Annotated in this window: 21 protein-coding genes; 2 read left to right on the top strand and 19 right to left on the bottom strand. The window is 39.4% G+C overall.

Features of this window, described 5'->3' with window-relative positions:
• Positions 1-71: 71 nt before the first annotated feature.
• Both brnQ and IGM09_RS00890 read left to right on the top strand, forming a co-directional pair.
• Positions 72-1427, top strand: coding sequence for a branched-chain amino acid transport system II carrier protein (brnQ, locus tag IGM09_RS00895; protein WP_002373848.1), 1356 nt, complete (start codon positions 72-74; stop codon positions 1425-1427).
• Positions 1428-1559: 132 nt separating this feature from the next.
• Positions 1560-1871 (top strand): heavy metal-binding domain-containing protein, encoded by a 312-nt coding sequence (locus IGM09_RS00890; RefSeq protein WP_002381365.1) that lies wholly within the window; start codon positions 1560-1562, stop codon positions 1869-1871.
• A 50-nt stretch (positions 1872-1921) separates the two neighbouring features.
• Here IGM09_RS00890 and truA read toward each other — a convergent pair whose 3' ends face one another.
• From truA to rplR, 19 genes are all read right to left on the bottom strand, one after another.
• Complete coding sequence (gene truA / locus IGM09_RS00885) at positions 1922-2671, bottom strand: tRNA pseudouridine(38-40) synthase TruA (RefSeq protein ID WP_002376397.1); 750 nt, start codon at positions 2669-2671, stop codon at positions 1922-1924.
• An 18-nt stretch (positions 2672-2689) separates the two neighbouring features.
• Positions 2690-3487, bottom strand: a complete 798-nt coding sequence (locus tag IGM09_RS00880; protein WP_002373841.1) for an energy-coupling factor transporter transmembrane component T family protein — start codon at positions 3485-3487, stop codon at positions 2690-2692.
• Entirely contained in the window at positions 3484-4353 is an 870-nt protein-coding gene (locus IGM09_RS00875) for an energy-coupling factor ABC transporter ATP-binding protein (RefSeq protein WP_002381364.1), read from the bottom strand. Before IGM09_RS00875 ends, IGM09_RS00880 begins: the two co-directional genes overlap by 4 nt.
• Entirely contained in the window at positions 4329-5168 is an 840-nt protein-coding gene (locus tag IGM09_RS00870; RefSeq protein WP_002359354.1) for an energy-coupling factor ABC transporter ATP-binding protein, read from the bottom strand. Before IGM09_RS00870 ends, IGM09_RS00875 begins: the two co-directional genes overlap by 25 nt.
• Before the next feature lie 201 nt (positions 5169-5369).
• Positions 5370-6545, bottom strand: a complete 1176-nt coding sequence (locus tag IGM09_RS00865) for a M20 family metallopeptidase (RefSeq protein ID WP_016616710.1) — start codon at positions 6543-6545, stop codon at positions 5370-5372.
• Positions 6546-6560: 15 nt separating this feature from the next.
• A complete protein-coding gene (locus IGM09_RS00860) occupies positions 6561-7760 on the bottom strand; it encodes a membrane protein (protein ID WP_002363456.1) in 1200 nt (399 codons plus the stop codon).
• A 16-nt stretch (positions 7761-7776) separates the two neighbouring features.
• Entirely contained in the window at positions 7777-7989 is a 213-nt protein-coding gene (locus IGM09_RS00855; RefSeq protein ID WP_002411018.1) for a hypothetical protein, read from the bottom strand.
• A gap of 45 nt (positions 7990-8034) precedes the next feature.
• Positions 8035-8418 (bottom strand): 50S ribosomal protein L17, encoded by a 384-nt coding sequence (gene rplQ / locus IGM09_RS00850; protein ID WP_002356228.1) that lies wholly within the window; start codon positions 8416-8418, stop codon positions 8035-8037.
• A 73-nt stretch (positions 8419-8491) separates the two neighbouring features.
• Complete coding sequence (locus tag IGM09_RS00845) at positions 8492-9430, bottom strand: DNA-directed RNA polymerase subunit alpha (RefSeq protein WP_002356227.1); 939 nt, start codon at positions 9428-9430, stop codon at positions 8492-8494.
• Positions 9431-9510: 80 nt separating this feature from the next.
• Positions 9511-9900, bottom strand: a complete 390-nt coding sequence (gene rpsK, locus IGM09_RS00840) for a 30S ribosomal protein S11 (RefSeq protein WP_002356226.1) — start codon at positions 9898-9900, stop codon at positions 9511-9513.
• A 27-nt stretch (positions 9901-9927) separates the two neighbouring features.
• On the bottom strand, positions 9928-10293 hold the full coding sequence (gene rpsM, locus IGM09_RS00835; RefSeq protein WP_002356225.1) for a 30S ribosomal protein S13: 366 nt from the start codon (positions 10291-10293) through the stop codon (positions 9928-9930).
• Positions 10294-10312: 19 nt separating this feature from the next.
• Positions 10313-10429, bottom strand: coding sequence for a 50S ribosomal protein L36 (rpmJ, locus tag IGM09_RS00830; protein WP_002288710.1), 117 nt, complete (start codon positions 10427-10429; stop codon positions 10313-10315).
• Between the two features lie 32 nt (positions 10430-10461).
• Complete coding sequence (gene infA / locus IGM09_RS00825) at positions 10462-10680, bottom strand: translation initiation factor IF-1 (protein ID WP_002356224.1); 219 nt, start codon at positions 10678-10680, stop codon at positions 10462-10464.
• Between the two features lie 210 nt (positions 10681-10890).
• A complete protein-coding gene (locus IGM09_RS00820; RefSeq protein ID WP_002356223.1) occupies positions 10891-11541 on the bottom strand; it encodes an adenylate kinase in 651 nt (216 codons plus the stop codon).
• A gap of 86 nt (positions 11542-11627) precedes the next feature.
• A complete protein-coding gene (gene secY / locus IGM09_RS00815) occupies positions 11628-12926 on the bottom strand; it encodes a preprotein translocase subunit SecY (RefSeq protein ID WP_002359350.1) in 1299 nt (432 codons plus the stop codon).
• On the bottom strand, positions 12927-13367 hold the full coding sequence (gene rplO / locus IGM09_RS00810) for a 50S ribosomal protein L15 (RefSeq protein WP_002356221.1): 441 nt from the start codon (positions 13365-13367) through the stop codon (positions 12927-12929).
• Between the two features lie 47 nt (positions 13368-13414).
• Positions 13415-13594 (bottom strand): 50S ribosomal protein L30, encoded by a 180-nt coding sequence (gene rpmD, locus IGM09_RS00805; RefSeq protein ID WP_002356220.1) that lies wholly within the window; start codon positions 13592-13594, stop codon positions 13415-13417.
• A 14-nt stretch (positions 13595-13608) separates the two neighbouring features.
• Positions 13609-14109 (bottom strand): 30S ribosomal protein S5, encoded by a 501-nt coding sequence (gene rpsE / locus IGM09_RS00800; protein WP_002356219.1) that lies wholly within the window; start codon positions 14107-14109, stop codon positions 13609-13611.
• A 20-nt stretch (positions 14110-14129) separates the two neighbouring features.
• Positions 14130-14486, bottom strand: a complete 357-nt coding sequence (rplR, locus tag IGM09_RS00795; protein WP_002356218.1) for a 50S ribosomal protein L18 — start codon at positions 14484-14486, stop codon at positions 14130-14132.
• Positions 14487-14599: the final 113 nt, after the last annotated feature.

Below are 14599 nucleotides of genomic sequence, written 5' to 3'. Positions count from 1 at the left end.
AAAAACTGGTTGCTCTCTGTTTCTTCTTCTGTTATTTTAAATAATAAGACAATATTAAGGAGTGTGAATCTATGCAAAAAAAGTTAGTTTGGCGTGATTATCTATACGTTGGTTCAATGTTATTCGGTTTGTTTTTCGGTGCTGGAAATTTAATTTTCCCTGTACATATGGGACAAGAAGCGGGGGCTTCCGTCTTTTTAGCAAACTTGGGCTTCTTAGCCACTGGAATTGGCTTACCTTTTCTTGGTGTCATTGCTATGGGTGTTTCTAAAAGTTCAGGTGTTTTTGACTTAGCTTCTCGGATTAATCGTCGTTATGCTCTTATTTTTACCTTACTATTATATTTAACGATTGGTCCTTTCTTTGCTTTACCAAGGTTAGCAACTACTTCTTTTGAGATTGGTCTTGCACCATTTGTTCCTAAAGACTTGCAATGGCTGGTTCTTGCTGGTTTTTCCGCATTATTTTTCTTAGCTGTTTGGCTCTTCTCTAGAAAGCCAAGTAAAATCTTAGATTATGTGGGTAAATTTTTAAATCCGTTATTTTTAGCATTGCTAGGAATTTTGATTGTTTTAGCCTTTGTAAAACCATTAGGTCATGTGGCCAGTGCCGCTGTTGGTGAAAATTATATTTCAAGTCCTTTTTTTAAAGGATTTACAGAAGGTTATAATACGTTGGATGCTTTAGCTTCATTAGCTTTTGGGATTGTTGTCGTTTCCACTTTACGAAATATGGGCGTCGAAAAACCAGGAGATATCGCTAAAGGAATGATTAAATCAGGTGCTTTCAGTGTTGTATTGATGGGGGTTATCTATACCTTACTTGCTTATATGGGAACAATGAGTATCGGGGCTTTTCCAATCAGTGAAAACGGCGGGATTGCCTTAGCCCAAATTGCCAATTACTATTTAGGCCTACCAGGGAGTATTTTACTGGCTTTTATCGTAGTTCTTGCTTGTTTAAAAACCGGTATCGGCTTAAGCACAGCCTTTTCTGAGACTTTTGAAGAAATGTTTCCGAAAGTTTCCTATCAAAAATTCTTGGCAATTGTTGTTATTTTACCAGCTATTTTTGCAAATGTCGGCTTAACCAACATCATTCAATTTGCCGTTCCAGTCTTGATGTTCCTTTATCCATTGGCGATTACTTTAATGCTTTTGGTAATCATCAGTCCTATTTTCAAACATCGACGGGAAGTCTATCAAGCAACGACCTATATCACATTGATTGCTGCTGTTTTAGATGCATTAAATAGCGCGCCTGCCTTTATCAAAGATACGGCGTTTGTAACAACGCTTTTAGAAAAAGCCGGCCAATACTTACCATTGTTCACTATTGGCATGGGCTGGGTCGTTCCAGCAACGGTTGCTTTTCTAATTAGTTGGGTTTGGGTCATGATTTCTAAAAAAGATCCTATTCTTGATTAATTCTTACCAAAACGACACTAGAAAAAATGCGGAAGCGCATCTTTTCTAGTGTCGTTTTTATGTATATTCGTTGTACCAAACTCTTGACTATGGTAAATTGAAGTTACCAACAAGTACTGGAGGAAATTGCCCATGTTAGTTACAACAACCGAGAGAATTAGCGGTCAAGAATATGAAATTATTGGAGAAGTTTTCGGGTTAACCACACGTTCTAAAAATATGTTTAAAGATTTAGGTGCTGGACTAAAAAGCGTAGTTGGCGGTGAAATCAAAGGTTACACTGATATGCAACGAGAAGCACGCGACCAAGCAATCGAACGTTTAAAAGCAGAAGCCTCTAAATTAGGTGCAGATGCCGTTGTGATGATGCGTTTTGATTCTGGCACAATTGGCACAGACATGCAATCTGTCGTGGCTTACGGAACAGCTGTTAAATACATCTAAATTTTGCAACTAAAAAGACGTAGACCTTTTCTTGTAAGGTCTACGTCTTTTTATTTTTCATATTTCACTTCTGCTAAATACAATCCTTCTGGATGAGCAGTCGGACCTGCTAAATTTCGATCTTTGGCTGCGATAATTGCTGGAATCGCGGTTGGTTCCAGCCGCCCATTGCCGATTTTCAATAGCGTACCAACTAAAATCCGAATCATTTTGTACAAGAAACCATCGCCCCGAAAAGTGAATGTTAATTCATCCCCCGTTTCATTGACATGAACACTGGCTTCATGAATAGTTCGGACTTTATCTTCTACCGAACTTCCTGAGGCACAGAAAGAGGTAAAATCATGGGTACCTAATAAATCAGGCAAAGCTTGTTGGATTTTTTCGAGATCAATGGGATACGGAAAATAACTGGCATAAAAACGTCGAAATGGACTTCGTGGTTTGCCAATGTCCACTTTAAATTGATAGGTTTTTTCGATCACGTGATAACGTGCATGAAAGTCTTCTGAAACACGTTCCACGCTGCGCACAGCAATGTCTTCGGGTGTTTGTGTGTCTAACGCAAAGCGCATTTTTTCCAACGGACGTTCCTGCGGATAATCAAAGTGAATCACTTGGCCCATTGCATGAACACCTGCATCTGTTCGTCCTGAACCAAAAACCGTCACGGAGCGTCCGTTATTCATGCGTGCTAACGTTTTTTCTATTTCTTCTTGAACGGTACGCTCATTAGGCTGCTTTTGAAAGCCATGAAAATGAGTGCCATCATAGGCAATGATTGCTTTATAGCGGGGCATAATTTTTCTTCACCTTTTCTAAGTTCTTAATACAAATAAGCCAATGGTTAACAAGACAAAGCCAAACATTACTATTGTATCTCGTAGGTGCCAATGAAGAATGCGGTATTTCGTCCGTCCTTCACCGCCTTGATAACCTCTTGCTTCCATGGCAGTCGCTAAGTCTTCCGCACGATTAAAACTACTTACGAAAAGCGGAATCAAAAGTGGAACAATAGCTTTCATTTTTTGAAGTAAGTTTCCTTCACCAAAATCAACACCACGGGCACGTTGGGCATTCATAATCTTTTCCGTTTCATCCATTAATGTTGGGACAAAACGTAAGGCAATTGATAACATCAATGAAACTTCATGAACTGGAAATTTCACCACACGAAGTGGGCGTAACAAATATTCAATCGCATCTGATAACTCTAATGGTGCCGTCGTTAAAGTTAATAACGTTGACATGAAAATAATTAAAACAAAACGACAGAAAATAAATAGCCCATTCGTCACACCAAACTGGGTAATGGAAATAATTCCCCACTGAAAGTACACTTCCCCCCCTTGTGTAAACAAGGTTTGAAGAGCCACAGTAAACAGAATTAGCCATAATAATGGCCGAACACCGCGGATAAAGAAGCGGGCGCTGATTTTTGATAATGAAATAGCAAAAGCAGTAAAGGCTGCTATTAAAACATAACTCTGCCAATTATTTGCTAAAAAGATAATTCCAATAAAATAAAAACTAGCTAATAATTTTGCACGCGGATCTAAACGATGGATAAAAGAATCGCCTGGAATATAACGCCCAAAAATCAATTTATTCATCATTTTGCCTCACCTGCTTCCTGCATTTTTTTCAGAAGCTGATCGGCTAATTGATCGGCCGTTAATGGTAATTGCTCAAAAGAAAAGCCTTTTGCCACTAATTTTTCAGCAAATTCGGCTGCAGTTGGCACGCCTAATTGTTTTTCTTTCAGCCATTGTGTCTCTTGAAACACTTCTTGTGGTGCTCCCGCTCGGACGATTTGTCCTTTTTCTAAAACAATCACATGATCTGCGTAATTAGCCACGTCATCCATCAAATGTGTTACTAAAACGATGGTCATATTATGTTCCTTATGCAGACGGCTAAACATCTCCATCATTTCTTTACGACCCTTAGGATCCAAACCAGCAGTCGGTTCATCTAATACTAAGACTTCTGGTTCCATCGCTAGCACACCAGCAATTGCGACACGGCGCATTTGACCACCTGATAACTCAAACGGAGAATGTTGTAAGTATTTTTCATCTAAGCCGACTAAATCAAGCATTTTCTTAGCTAATTTTTTCGCTTCTTCGTCTGAAACACCAAAGTTTTTCGGTCCGAAAGCGATGTCTCGCTCCACTGTTTCTTCAAACAATTGTGCTTCTGGAAATTGAAAAACGATCCCAACTTTTTTACGAATTGGTTTTAAATTCTTATTATCAGTTTCTGGCGTAATTACACGCTCTCCAATTGTCACTTGGCCTTTAGTTGGTTTCACCAAAGCATTTAAATGTTGCAATAGCGTTGATTTGCCACTGCCAGTATGTCCGACAATCGCCGTATAAGAGCCGTCTTGAATCGTTAAATTAATATCGAATAATGCCCGTTGCTCAAAAGGAGTATTGGGTTGGTAAGTAAAATCTACTTGTTTAAAACGGATGTCCATAACCAATCCACCATCCCTTCTTCTGTTAAATAATTCGTTGGCACAACAACGCCACGCTCTTTCAAAGCTACTTTTAATTTTTCAGGAAACGGTAAATCCAAGCCCATTTCAACAAGCGCTTCTCCTGCAGAAAAAATCTTTTCTGGTGTTCCTTCGTTTGTCAATTGTCCTTGGCGCATCACTAAAATACGATTCGCATTAGCCGCTTCATCAATATCGTGGGTAATAGAAATAACTGTTAAATTGCTTTCTTCTTTAATCTTTTGAATGGTAGCAATTACTTCTGCACGACCTTCTGGATCTAACATACTTGTCGCTTCGTCTAAAATAATAATATCTGGTCGCAAAGCAACCACACCAGCGATAGCTACTCGTTGTTTTTGGCCGCCAGATAGCCGAGCAGGTTCTCGCTTGGCAAAATCTAACATACGAACCCGTTCTAAGGCATCGTGGACACGTTCGACCATTTCATCACGCGGAATACCTTGATTTTCTAAACCAAAAGCCACATCGTCTTCGACTGTTGAACCGACAAATTGGTTATCTGGATTCTGAAAGACCATTCCTACCATACGCCGGATATCCCAGACGTTTGCTTCATTTAATTCTTTGCCGCCAACTTTGATAGTCCCAGCAGCTGGCAGTAACAGACCATTGATCGTTTTGGCTAACGTTGATTTACCAGAACCATTATGGCCAATAATAGCGACCCATTCGCCTTGTTGAATGGAAAAAGACACATCTTTTAAAGCGGGAGAAGCATCTTCTGGTTGATAATTAAATTGGATATTATTTAGTTCAATGATTGGTTGCATCGCGTACTCCCTCAATCTATTTATTCTTTCTAACACTACCAAAAAAGTAGCGTTTTTTCAATCATCTGTTCTGATTCTTCACACTATTTTTTATTATACCAAAAGAACGGTCATTATGGGAGCTCTTATCTGTCTTGACAGGTCTATTTTTCATAAAAATAACTTCTTGTTCTCATAAAACAAGAAGTTACTGATTTTCTTTTAAAAATGTGTTTTCAAATATTCAAACGCATATTGGACATATAACTCAGCACCCATTGCCATCGCATCTTCATCAATATTAAAACGACCATGGTGATGTGCCCATTCCGTATCTTTCTCTGGATTACCACTTCCCACTAAGGCAAAACAACCAGAAGCATGTTCAGTATAATAACTGAAGTCTTCACCACCGGTTGTCGGCTCTTCTTGTCTTAAGGCCGCTTCACCAAAATTTTCCTTAATTAGTGTTTGAGCAAACAAGGCATCCTGCTCATCATTAATCACCGGCAACGTTCCATATTGATAATCTAACGAAGCCGTCCCACCGTAAATAGCGGCTGTTTGTTCCGCATAGCGTTGCAGCGCCTGTTCTACTCGATTACGCGTTGCTACACTAAAGCAACGAACCGTTCCTTCTAAACGTGCATTCTCAGCAATCACATTAAAACGGGTCCCCACATCCATCCGTCCAATCGTGACAACTACTGGATCTAAAGGATCTGTCTCCCGAGAAACAATCGTTTGCAGATTCATCACGAAAGAAGAAGCTATGACTGCCGCATCAATACAAGCGTTTGGCATGGCACCATGGCCACCACGGCCTTTAAAATCAACAGAAAAAATATCTGCGGATGCGAAACTTGAGCCCACTCGACACGAAGCGGTTCCTACAGGCATTTGTGACCAGATATGTAAGCCAAATACATCATCAACACCGGTCATTGCGCCTTGCGCAACCATTGCTTTAGCACCTTGCGCATTTTCTTCAGATGGTTGAAAAATTAACCTTACTGTTCCCTGAAGTTCTTCTTGGATTTCTTTTAATACTTTAGCCGCTGTTACTAACATCGCGGTATGGGAATCATGCCCACATGCATGCATCTTGCCAGCTTCTAAAGATTTATAAGCTAAATCTTCATTTAATTCCTGTACAGGTAAGGCATCCATATCCGCCCGCAGCGCAACCACTCGGCCTGGTTTGCCGCCCACAATTTCAGCAATTAAACCCGTCGGTTCTGTTTTGCGATAAGTAATTCCTAATTGATCAAGAACTGCCGCGACTTTTTCTGTCGTTCGAAATTCTTCAAATTGTAATTCTGGATGTTGGTGTAAATCCCGTCGAAAAGCAATCATTTCTTGTGCATGCTGCTTGACTAGTGCTTTGATTTTTTTCATACTTACGCCCCGTTTCTACAAACTTAATAAAATACTTGAAAAAATACCCGCTAAAATAACCGAAACAATAGTGACTGTTACGAAACCTGCCACTAACATCGGTGGCATTAAATGGCTCGTTAAAGCTGCCTGTTCTTGTTCATCTTCTGTCAATGATTGAATCACTTCATTCGTAATAATATAATCGGCTGGAAAGCCATATAAAGCTGTCAACGAAACAGCGAATGCCATCTCTTTACTCACACCTAATACACGACCAACAATTGCTGAAAAGATGTACATCCCGATAACACCAATCACAATAATCCCAATCATTGGTAAAAATAAATCCATCAACATTTCAGGTGTGGCTTGTTTTAAGCCATCAAAGACAAAAAGCATTAACCCTAAAATCGCAAAACCAAAGCTATTTGCTTTCTGTAATGGTTGCTTTTCTAAAAAGCCTAAAGACGTTGCAATCACGCCAAAACATAAACACAGCACAAAAGGACTAATCGTCACAAACGGTGCCGTCCACACAGAAACATAATAAGCGAGTGTGGCAACTAAGGCTAAACGTAAAATTCGTGAATAATCTGTATGATATCGTTTGGGTACTTTTTCAAATAGTTTAGGCACATCTGGTTCTGCTCCTGTTTCTTGCCCCTCTTGTTCATGAACCGGCTGCCATGTCCCTGCTCGATATTCTTGAAGCTTCCGCTTTCCTTCTTTTTTTAGAACAATTGAAGTTAAGGGATAACCAGCAAACCCTTGAATGACATAAATTAAAATTGCCAAAACCGAAAGTGAGGCTAAACCAGCTGATTGAGCCGCTTCTGACATTACTAATGAAGAAACTAAACCTCCTACTAACGGCGGGATTGCAACTAAAACTGTTTTTAAGTCAAAAACAAAAGTCCCTACAGCTAATAACAAGGCAATAATGCCCAGAATACCTGACAAAGCAATCACAATCGTTTTCCATTGATTAACCAATTCTTTAATAGAGAGCAGAGTGCCCATATTAGTAATCAACAGATACATTAATAAAGTGGCAACCACTGTAGGAATCCCTGCCACTTCCACAATATTTTGTGGAAAAATAGTCCAATAACCAAGAATAAATAAAACACCACAAACAAAAACGGATGGAATCCAAGCTTTTGTTTTGATAGAAACTACATCACCAATGTATAAAATAACCATCAGCAACGAAAAAGCAAACATTTGCGACATATAATTCCCCCTTCTACTAACTCAGATGTTTAATTATCTGAAAATTCCAATTAATAACCAGTATAACAAACCGGAAAAGCTTCTGCAATGCTTTTAAGAAACAAAAAAGCTTTGAGAAAACAGCGTTTTCCCAAAGCAAAAAAAAATCACCTTTATATGATGAGTGCTCCCCTGCTAAAGCCATCTTTAGCAGGGAAAGCAGAGCTAGACTCGGAGTCGCCTCCAACATCATAACACTCTAAAAGAAACATCTATAAAGTGATCGGTTTATTAATTATTTAACAAATTCGATAACTACCATTGGTGCTGCATCGCCGCGTCTTGGTTCTGTCTTCAAGATACGAGTGTAACCACCTTGGCGTTCCGCGAAACGAGGTCCTAAATCGTTAAATAGCTTTTGTAAAGCTGATTCAACAACGATAGACTCATCTTCTTCACGAACACTAGCAACTTCATTACGAACGAAAGTAGCTGCTTGACGACGTGCATGAAGATCTCCACGTTTACCTAAAGTAATCATTTTTTCTACAGTTGAACGTACTTCTTTCGCACGAGCTTCAGTAGTTACGATGCGTTCGTTGATGATTAAATCAGTTGTAATATCACGTAGCATAGCTTTACGTTGGCTTGATGTGCGTCCTAATTTACGGTAACTCACGTTGGGTTCCCTCCTTCGTTTCTGTTCTCACGAGCCACTGCTGTTAAGCAGGACTGGAAACTTCGTAAAAGTCTTAATCGTCCTTACGTAATCCTAATCCTAGATCATGCAATTTAAGTTTTACTTCTTCAAGAGATTTACGACCTAAATTACGTACTTTGATCATTTCTGGTTCAGATTTGTTTGTAAGTTCTTGTACAGTATTAATGCCTGCACGTTTTAAACAGTTATATGAACGAACTGATAAATCAAGTTCTTCAATCGTCATTTCTAGCATTTTCTCTTTTTGAGTTTCTTCTTTTTCCACCATGATTTCAGCGTTTTTCGCTTCGTCAGTAAGGTTTACAAAGATATCTAAATGCTCAGTCATGATTTTCGCAGCTAAACTTAGTGCTTCTTGAGGAATGATTGAACCATCTGTCCATATTTCCATTGTTAATTTGTCAAAATCATCACGACGACCAACACGTGTATTTTCTACTTGGTAGTTAACACGACGAACGGGTGTGTAGATGGAATCAACTGGAAGTACACCGATTGGCATATCTTCTTTTTTGTTTTCGTCTGCTTGAACATAGCCACGACCAGGTTTCACTGTTAAGCGAGCATGGAAAGTAGCTCCTTCAGCAACACTACAGATAACTAAATCTTTATTTAGGATCTCAACATCACTGTCCACGATAATATCGCCGGCAGTCACGGTAGCGGGTCCTGTAATATCGATCTCAAGGGTTTTCTCTTCTTCAGCATATAATTTCAATGCTAAGCCTTTAATATTCAAAATAATTTGTGTTACGTCTTCTCGTACACCTGGAATGGTTGAGAATTCGTGTAAAACACCATCGATTTGAATATTCGTAATTGCAGCTCCTGGTAAAGAAGACAATAAAATACGACGTAGAGAGTTACCTAAAGTAGTTCCGTAACCGCGTTCTAATGGTTCAACGACGAACTTACCATAATCTCTATTTTCATCAATTTTTTCGATTCTTGGTTTTTCAAATTCAATCATTCTTATCTATACCCCTTTCAAAACGAAAAGTGTCTTGTTCAATGACGTTCCTAATTCAAACTCAGAATGAGTGGCGCTCATTAAACACGACGGCGTTTTGGAGGGCGGCATCCATTATGAGGAACTGGAGTCACGTCACGAATTGCAGTCACTTCTAAACCTGTTGCTTGTAATGAACGAATTGCTGCTTCACGTCCAGAACCAGGTCCTTTAACTGTTACGTCTACAGTTTTAAGTCCATGTTCCATTGCCACTTTAGTTGCGGCTTCTGCAGCCATTTGAGCGGCAAAAGGAGTTGATTTTTTGCTTCCTTTAAAGCCTAATGATCCTGCTGATGACCATGCTAATGCATTACCATGTGTATCAGTAATCATTACGATTGTATTGTTGAATGTAGAATGGATATGTGCTACACCTGATTCTATATTCTTTTTGACACGGCGTTTACGACTAACTTTTTTTGCTGCCATGAAGTTCTAACCTCCTTCACTTAGGAATTATTTTTTCTTGCCTGCTACTGTTTTAGTAGGGCCTTTACGAGTACGTGCATTATTTTTCGTGTTTTGTCCACGAGTTGGTAATCCACGACGGTGACGGATTCCACGGTATGAACCGATTTCCATCAAGCGTTTGATGTTTAAGTTCACTTCACGACGAAGATCCCCTTCAACTTTTAACTTATCAATTTCCGCACGAATCGCATCTGTTTGTTCGTTTGTTAAATCACGTACACGAACATCTTCAGATACGCCAACGTTTGCTAAAACTTTTTTAGCTGTAGTGTTACCAATACCATAAATGTAAGTAAGAGAAACTACTACACGTTTGTCACGAGGGATGTCTACTCCTGCAATACGAGCCATTATTCGTTACACCTCCTAATTATCCTTGACGTTGTTTATGTTTTGGATTTGCTGGGCAAATAACCATAACACGTCCTTTACGGCGAATTACTTTACAATGTTCACACATTGGTTTTACTGATGGTCTTACTTTCATGATAATACCTCCTGTGGTTTTACGGAGTACAATTATTTAAAGCGATAAGTAATACGGCCACGCGTTAAATCATACGGTGATAATTCAACTGTTACTTTGTCACCAGGTAAGATACGGATGTAGTGCATACGGATTTTACCTGAAACAGTAGCAAGAACTTGGTGTCCATTTTCTAGTTCGACTTTAAACATTGCATTCGGCAAAGTTTCGACGACTGTACCTTCGACTTCAATCATATCTTCTTTTGCCACGCACAGTACCTCCTTGTACTTGTTTCGCGTTTTCACACGATAAAACGGCGGAAACTCCAGCTCCCACCTAGAAATTCTCAACTAACTTCGTTATTCATTTTGATGTCACAAAACTGTAGAAGTCGGACTGATATATTCTACCATATTTAGTTATGTTTTGGCAAGAGAAACTGAATACAACAACAGGGTTAAACTGCGGGCAATTGGAAATTAGTTTTCGTCAATGATTTTTTTCACATCAGAAAAAACAGTATCGATTTCGCGATTGCCATCGATTGTATGCATCAAGCCTTGTTCTTTATAGAAAGCTAAGATTGGTGCGCTACTTTCAATGTTGACTGCCAAACGATTTTTAACCGTTTCGGGCTTATCATCTTCTCTTTGGTAGAATTCATGTCCGCCGCAGCGATCACAAGTGCCTTCAACTTTTGGCGGGTTGAATAATTTATGATACGTTGCGCCACATGTGCGACAGATGAATCGTCCAGCTAAACGCTCGATTAATACATCTTCTTCTACATGGATGTCAATGACAGCATCAATTTTTTTGTTTAATTCTTTAAGCATTGTATCTAATGCTTTTGCTTGATCCAGTGTACGTGGGAAACCATCTAATAGGAATCCTTTGTCTGTGTCTGGTTCAGCAAGGCGTTCTTTAACAATTCCGTTTGTTACTTCGTCAGGAACCAGTTCACCTTTATCGATATAAGATTTCGCTTCTAGGCCCAAGGCAGTTTCATTTTTCATTGCTGCACGGAACATATCTCCAGTAGAAATATGTGGAATGCCATACGTATCAATGATTTTTTCTGCTTGGGTGCCTTTACCTGCTCCAGGTAATCCCATTAAAATGAGGTTCATATATTCTCCTCCTAATTTTAAAGACCGGCTTATGAAGCTAGCCATATGTGAGAATGGTGCTGAGGTAAAACCTCAACACTCGATTCTTACTTATTGATAAAGCCGACATATTGACGTTTCATCATTAATCCTTCTAATTGTTTCGTTGTTTCTAATGCAACCCCGATAACGATTAGTAAACTTGTTCCACCTAAACCGATTGATTGAGGTAAGTTCCAAACCATTTGCGCAATGATTGGAAGTAAAGCAACAAGTCCTAGGAAAATTGAGCCGACAACACTTAATCTCATTAACACGCCAGATACATATTCTTCTGTACCTTTACCTGGCCGCACGCTTGGAATGTAGCTTCCTTGTTTTTGTAAGTTTTCCGCTAATTTCTCAGGGTTTACTTGAACAAATGCATAGAAGAACGTAAACGCAACGATTAGGACAGTATAGATGATTGCCCCTGGAACTGTGTTATAACTGAAGATTTTTGTCATAATGTCATACCAATTTTCACCAGCGAATTTTGATGAGAAAGCTTGTAAAATGGCATTTGGTGTTGCAATTAACGAGCTGGCAAAGATAACTGGAATAACCCCAGCAGCATTTACTTTTAACGGTAAATAACTACTTGTTGGTGCACCAGAAACACGTTTTGTATATTGGATTGGAATCTTACGTTCTGCTTGTTGGAAGAACGTTACGACTGTAACAATCACCAAAATAGCAATAACTAAGATTGCAATGAAAATAACAGATTGCCAAATACGAGAAGACTCGATATTGACGAAGTAATCTTCATAGATTTCTTTGACTGCTCCTGGCAAACGAGAAATAATCCCGGCAAAGATAATCATTGAAACACCATTTCCGATTCCTTTTTCTGTAATTTGTTCACCCATCCAAGTCACAAACATCGTCCCAGCAGTTAAAATAACTGCAATCATCACAAAGGTACCTAAGGTTGGATTGTTGACAATCCCAGTTTGACTTAAGCTATTAAAACCAGCAGTGATCCCCATTGACTGAGCCACACCCAAGACAATCGTTAGATATCTTGTTGCTTGATTTAATTTCTTACGACCAACTTCCCCTTGTTTTGACCATTCTACAAATCTAGGTACAATATCCATTTGCAATAGTTGAATAATAATAGAGGCTGTAATGTATGGCGAAACCCCCATCGAGAAGATAGAGAAGTTTTGCATGGCACTACCACTCACCATATTCAACATATTCAAAAAGGGTAAGCTACTTAAATCAGACAATCCCTTTGCATTCACCCCGGGCACAGTAATGTGCGCACCTAGGCGAAATACAAACAAGATTAAAACTGTAAATAAGATTTTTGATCTAATGTCTTTGACTTTAAAGGCGTTCTTTAATAGCTTGAACAATTAGATCACCTCGATTGAACCACCAGCAGCTTCGATAGCTTCTTGTGCTGATTTCGAGAATTTAGCTGCTTTCACAGTTAATTTTTTCGTTAACTCACCATCTGCAAGAACTTTGATTCCCGCTTTTTCGTTTTTAACGATTCCTGCTTCTTTTAGGACAACAGGAGTTACTTCTGTTCCATCTTCAAAACGGTTTAAAGTATCTAAGTTCACAACAGCGTAATCTTTACGATTGATGTTTGTAAACCCACGTTTTGGTAAACGACGGAATAATGGAGTTTGACCCCCTTCAAATCCTAAACGAACACCACCGCCTGAACGGGCTTTTTGCCCTTTTTGTCCACGGCCAGCTGTTTTACCATTACCAGATGAAGTACCACGTCCAACACGGTTACGTACTTGGCGTGAGCCCTCAGCAGGTTTTAATTCATGAAGTTTCATAGGTTTGGCACCTCCTTAAGCAATCTTCTATTACAAATCTATAAATCTTAAACTTCTTCTACGTCCACTAAATGTGAAATAGTGTTAACCATACCTTTGATTGCTTCATTGGCAGGTTTTGTAACAGTACTATTCACTTTACCTAAACCTAACGCTTTAACTGTAGCACGTTGGTTTTGAGGACGTCCGATAACACTGCGTTTTAAAGTAATTTTTAATTCAGCCATTATTTTTGTCCTCCTTAACCGATAATTTCTTCTACAGATTTACCGCGAAGTGCTGCCACTTCTTCGGCACGTTTTAATTGTTTTAGACCTTCAACAGTTGCGCGAACAACGTTAATAGGTGTGTTTGAACCTAGTGATTTAGATGTAATATCTGCTACACCAGCTAATTCCAATACGGCACGAACTGGTCCACCAGCAGCTACCCCAGAACCTTCTACTGCAGGTTTCATAAGGATACGGCCGCCACCGAATACGCCAATTACTTCGTGCGGGATAGTAGAACCAACCATAGGCACTTCAACTAAGTTTTTCTTCGCGTCTTCGATTGCTTTACGGATAGCTTCAGGTACTTCTTGTGCTTTACCAGTACCGAAACCAACGTGTCCGTTTTTGTCACCGACAACAACTAAAGCTGCGAAACGTAAACGACGTCCACCTTTAACAACTTTTGTTACACGGTTGATCGCTACAACGCGGTCTTCTAATTCCAAATGTTTTGGATCAATATAAACCATGAATGGTGTTCCTCCTTCTCCTAAAATTCTAGTCCATTTTCACGAGCAGCTTCAGCTAAAGCTTGCACGCGGCCATGGTAAAGGTATCCACCACGGTCGAAGACTACTTTTTTGATGCCTTTTTCAGCGGCACGTTCAGCAACTAGTTTACCAACAGCTGCAGCTGTTTCTGTTTTTGTTCCACCTGAAATTTCTTTATCCAAGGCAGAGGCACTTGCTAGCGTCACACCCGCTACGTCATCAATGACTTGCGCGTAGATGTTTTTGTTAGAACGGAAAATGTTCAAGCGTGGGCACTCAGCAGTACCAGAGATTTTGTTACGTACACGACGATGTCTCTTTTGACGTGTTTTGTTTTTATCTGGTTTTGTAATCACAATTTTCACCTCTTTGATTTAATGTTTACTACTAATATTTCAAGCAGTCAGCAGATTACGGAAAAGAGAAGCTGGCAGACAAGACAAAAGCATTTTATTGGAAAAATCCCATA

Origin of the sequence: Enterococcus sp. DIV0167, assembly GCF_050541555.1 — a bacterium.
Lineage (GTDB): Bacteria > Bacillota > Bacilli > Lactobacillales > Enterococcaceae > Enterococcus > Enterococcus faecalis.
The sequence above is the reverse complement of the archived record's forward strand: the minus strand, read 5'-3'. Positions and strand labels throughout refer to the sequence as shown.

What these genes read in the sequence shown, in the direction of transcription:
- brnQ (WP_002373848.1), top strand. Translation starts at nt 72, where the DNA reads ATGCAAAAAAAGTTAGTTTGGCGTGATTATCTATACGTTGGTTCAATG.
- IGM09_RS00890 (WP_002381365.1), top strand. Translation starts at nt 1,560, where the DNA reads ATGTTAGTTACAACAACCGAGAGAATTAGCGGTCAAGAATATGAAATT.
- truA (WP_002376397.1), bottom strand. Translation starts at nt 2,671, where the DNA reads ATGCCCCGCTATAAAGCAATCATTGCCTATGATGGCACTCATTTTCAT.
- IGM09_RS00880 (WP_002373841.1), bottom strand. Translation starts at nt 3,487, where the DNA reads ATGATGAATAAATTGATTTTTGGGCGTTATATTCCAGGCGATTCTTTT.
- IGM09_RS00875 (WP_002381364.1), bottom strand. Translation starts at nt 4,353, where the DNA reads ATGGACATCCGTTTTAAACAAGTAGATTTTACTTACCAACCCAATACT.
- IGM09_RS00870 (WP_002359354.1), bottom strand. Translation starts at nt 5,168, where the DNA reads ATGCAACCAATCATTGAACTAAATAATATCCAATTTAATTATCAACCA.
- IGM09_RS00865 (WP_016616710.1), bottom strand. Translation starts at nt 6,545, where the DNA reads ATGAAAAAAATCAAAGCACTAGTCAAGCAGCATGCACAAGAAATGATT.
- IGM09_RS00860 (WP_002363456.1), bottom strand. Translation starts at nt 7,760, where the DNA reads ATGTCGCAAATGTTTGCTTTTTCGTTGCTGATGGTTATTTTATACATT.
- IGM09_RS00855 (WP_002411018.1), bottom strand. Translation starts at nt 7,989, where the DNA reads ATGTTGGAGGCGACTCCGAGTCTAGCTCTGCTTTCCCTGCTAAAGATG.
- IGM09_RS00845 (WP_002356227.1), bottom strand. Translation starts at nt 9,430, where the DNA reads ATGATTGAATTTGAAAAACCAAGAATCGAAAAAATTGATGAAAATAGA.
- rpsK (WP_002356226.1), bottom strand. Translation starts at nt 9,900, where the DNA reads ATGGCAGCAAAAAAAGTTAGTCGTAAACGCCGTGTCAAAAAGAATATA.
- rpsM (WP_002356225.1), bottom strand. Translation starts at nt 10,293, where the DNA reads ATGGCTCGTATTGCAGGAGTAGACATCCCTCGTGACAAACGTGTAGTA.
- rpmJ (WP_002288710.1), bottom strand. Translation starts at nt 10,429, where the DNA reads ATGAAAGTAAGACCATCAGTAAAACCAATGTGTGAACATTGTAAAGTA.
- IGM09_RS00820 (WP_002356223.1), bottom strand. Translation starts at nt 11,541, where the DNA reads ATGAACCTCATTTTAATGGGATTACCTGGAGCAGGTAAAGGCACCCAA.
- rplO (WP_002356221.1), bottom strand. Translation starts at nt 13,367, where the DNA reads ATGAAACTTCATGAATTAAAACCTGCTGAGGGCTCACGCCAAGTACGT.
- rpmD (WP_002356220.1), bottom strand. Translation starts at nt 13,594, where the DNA reads ATGGCTGAATTAAAAATTACTTTAAAACGCAGTGTTATCGGACGTCCT.
- rpsE (WP_002356219.1), bottom strand. Translation starts at nt 14,109, where the DNA reads ATGGTTTATATTGATCCAAAACATTTGGAATTAGAAGACCGCGTTGTA.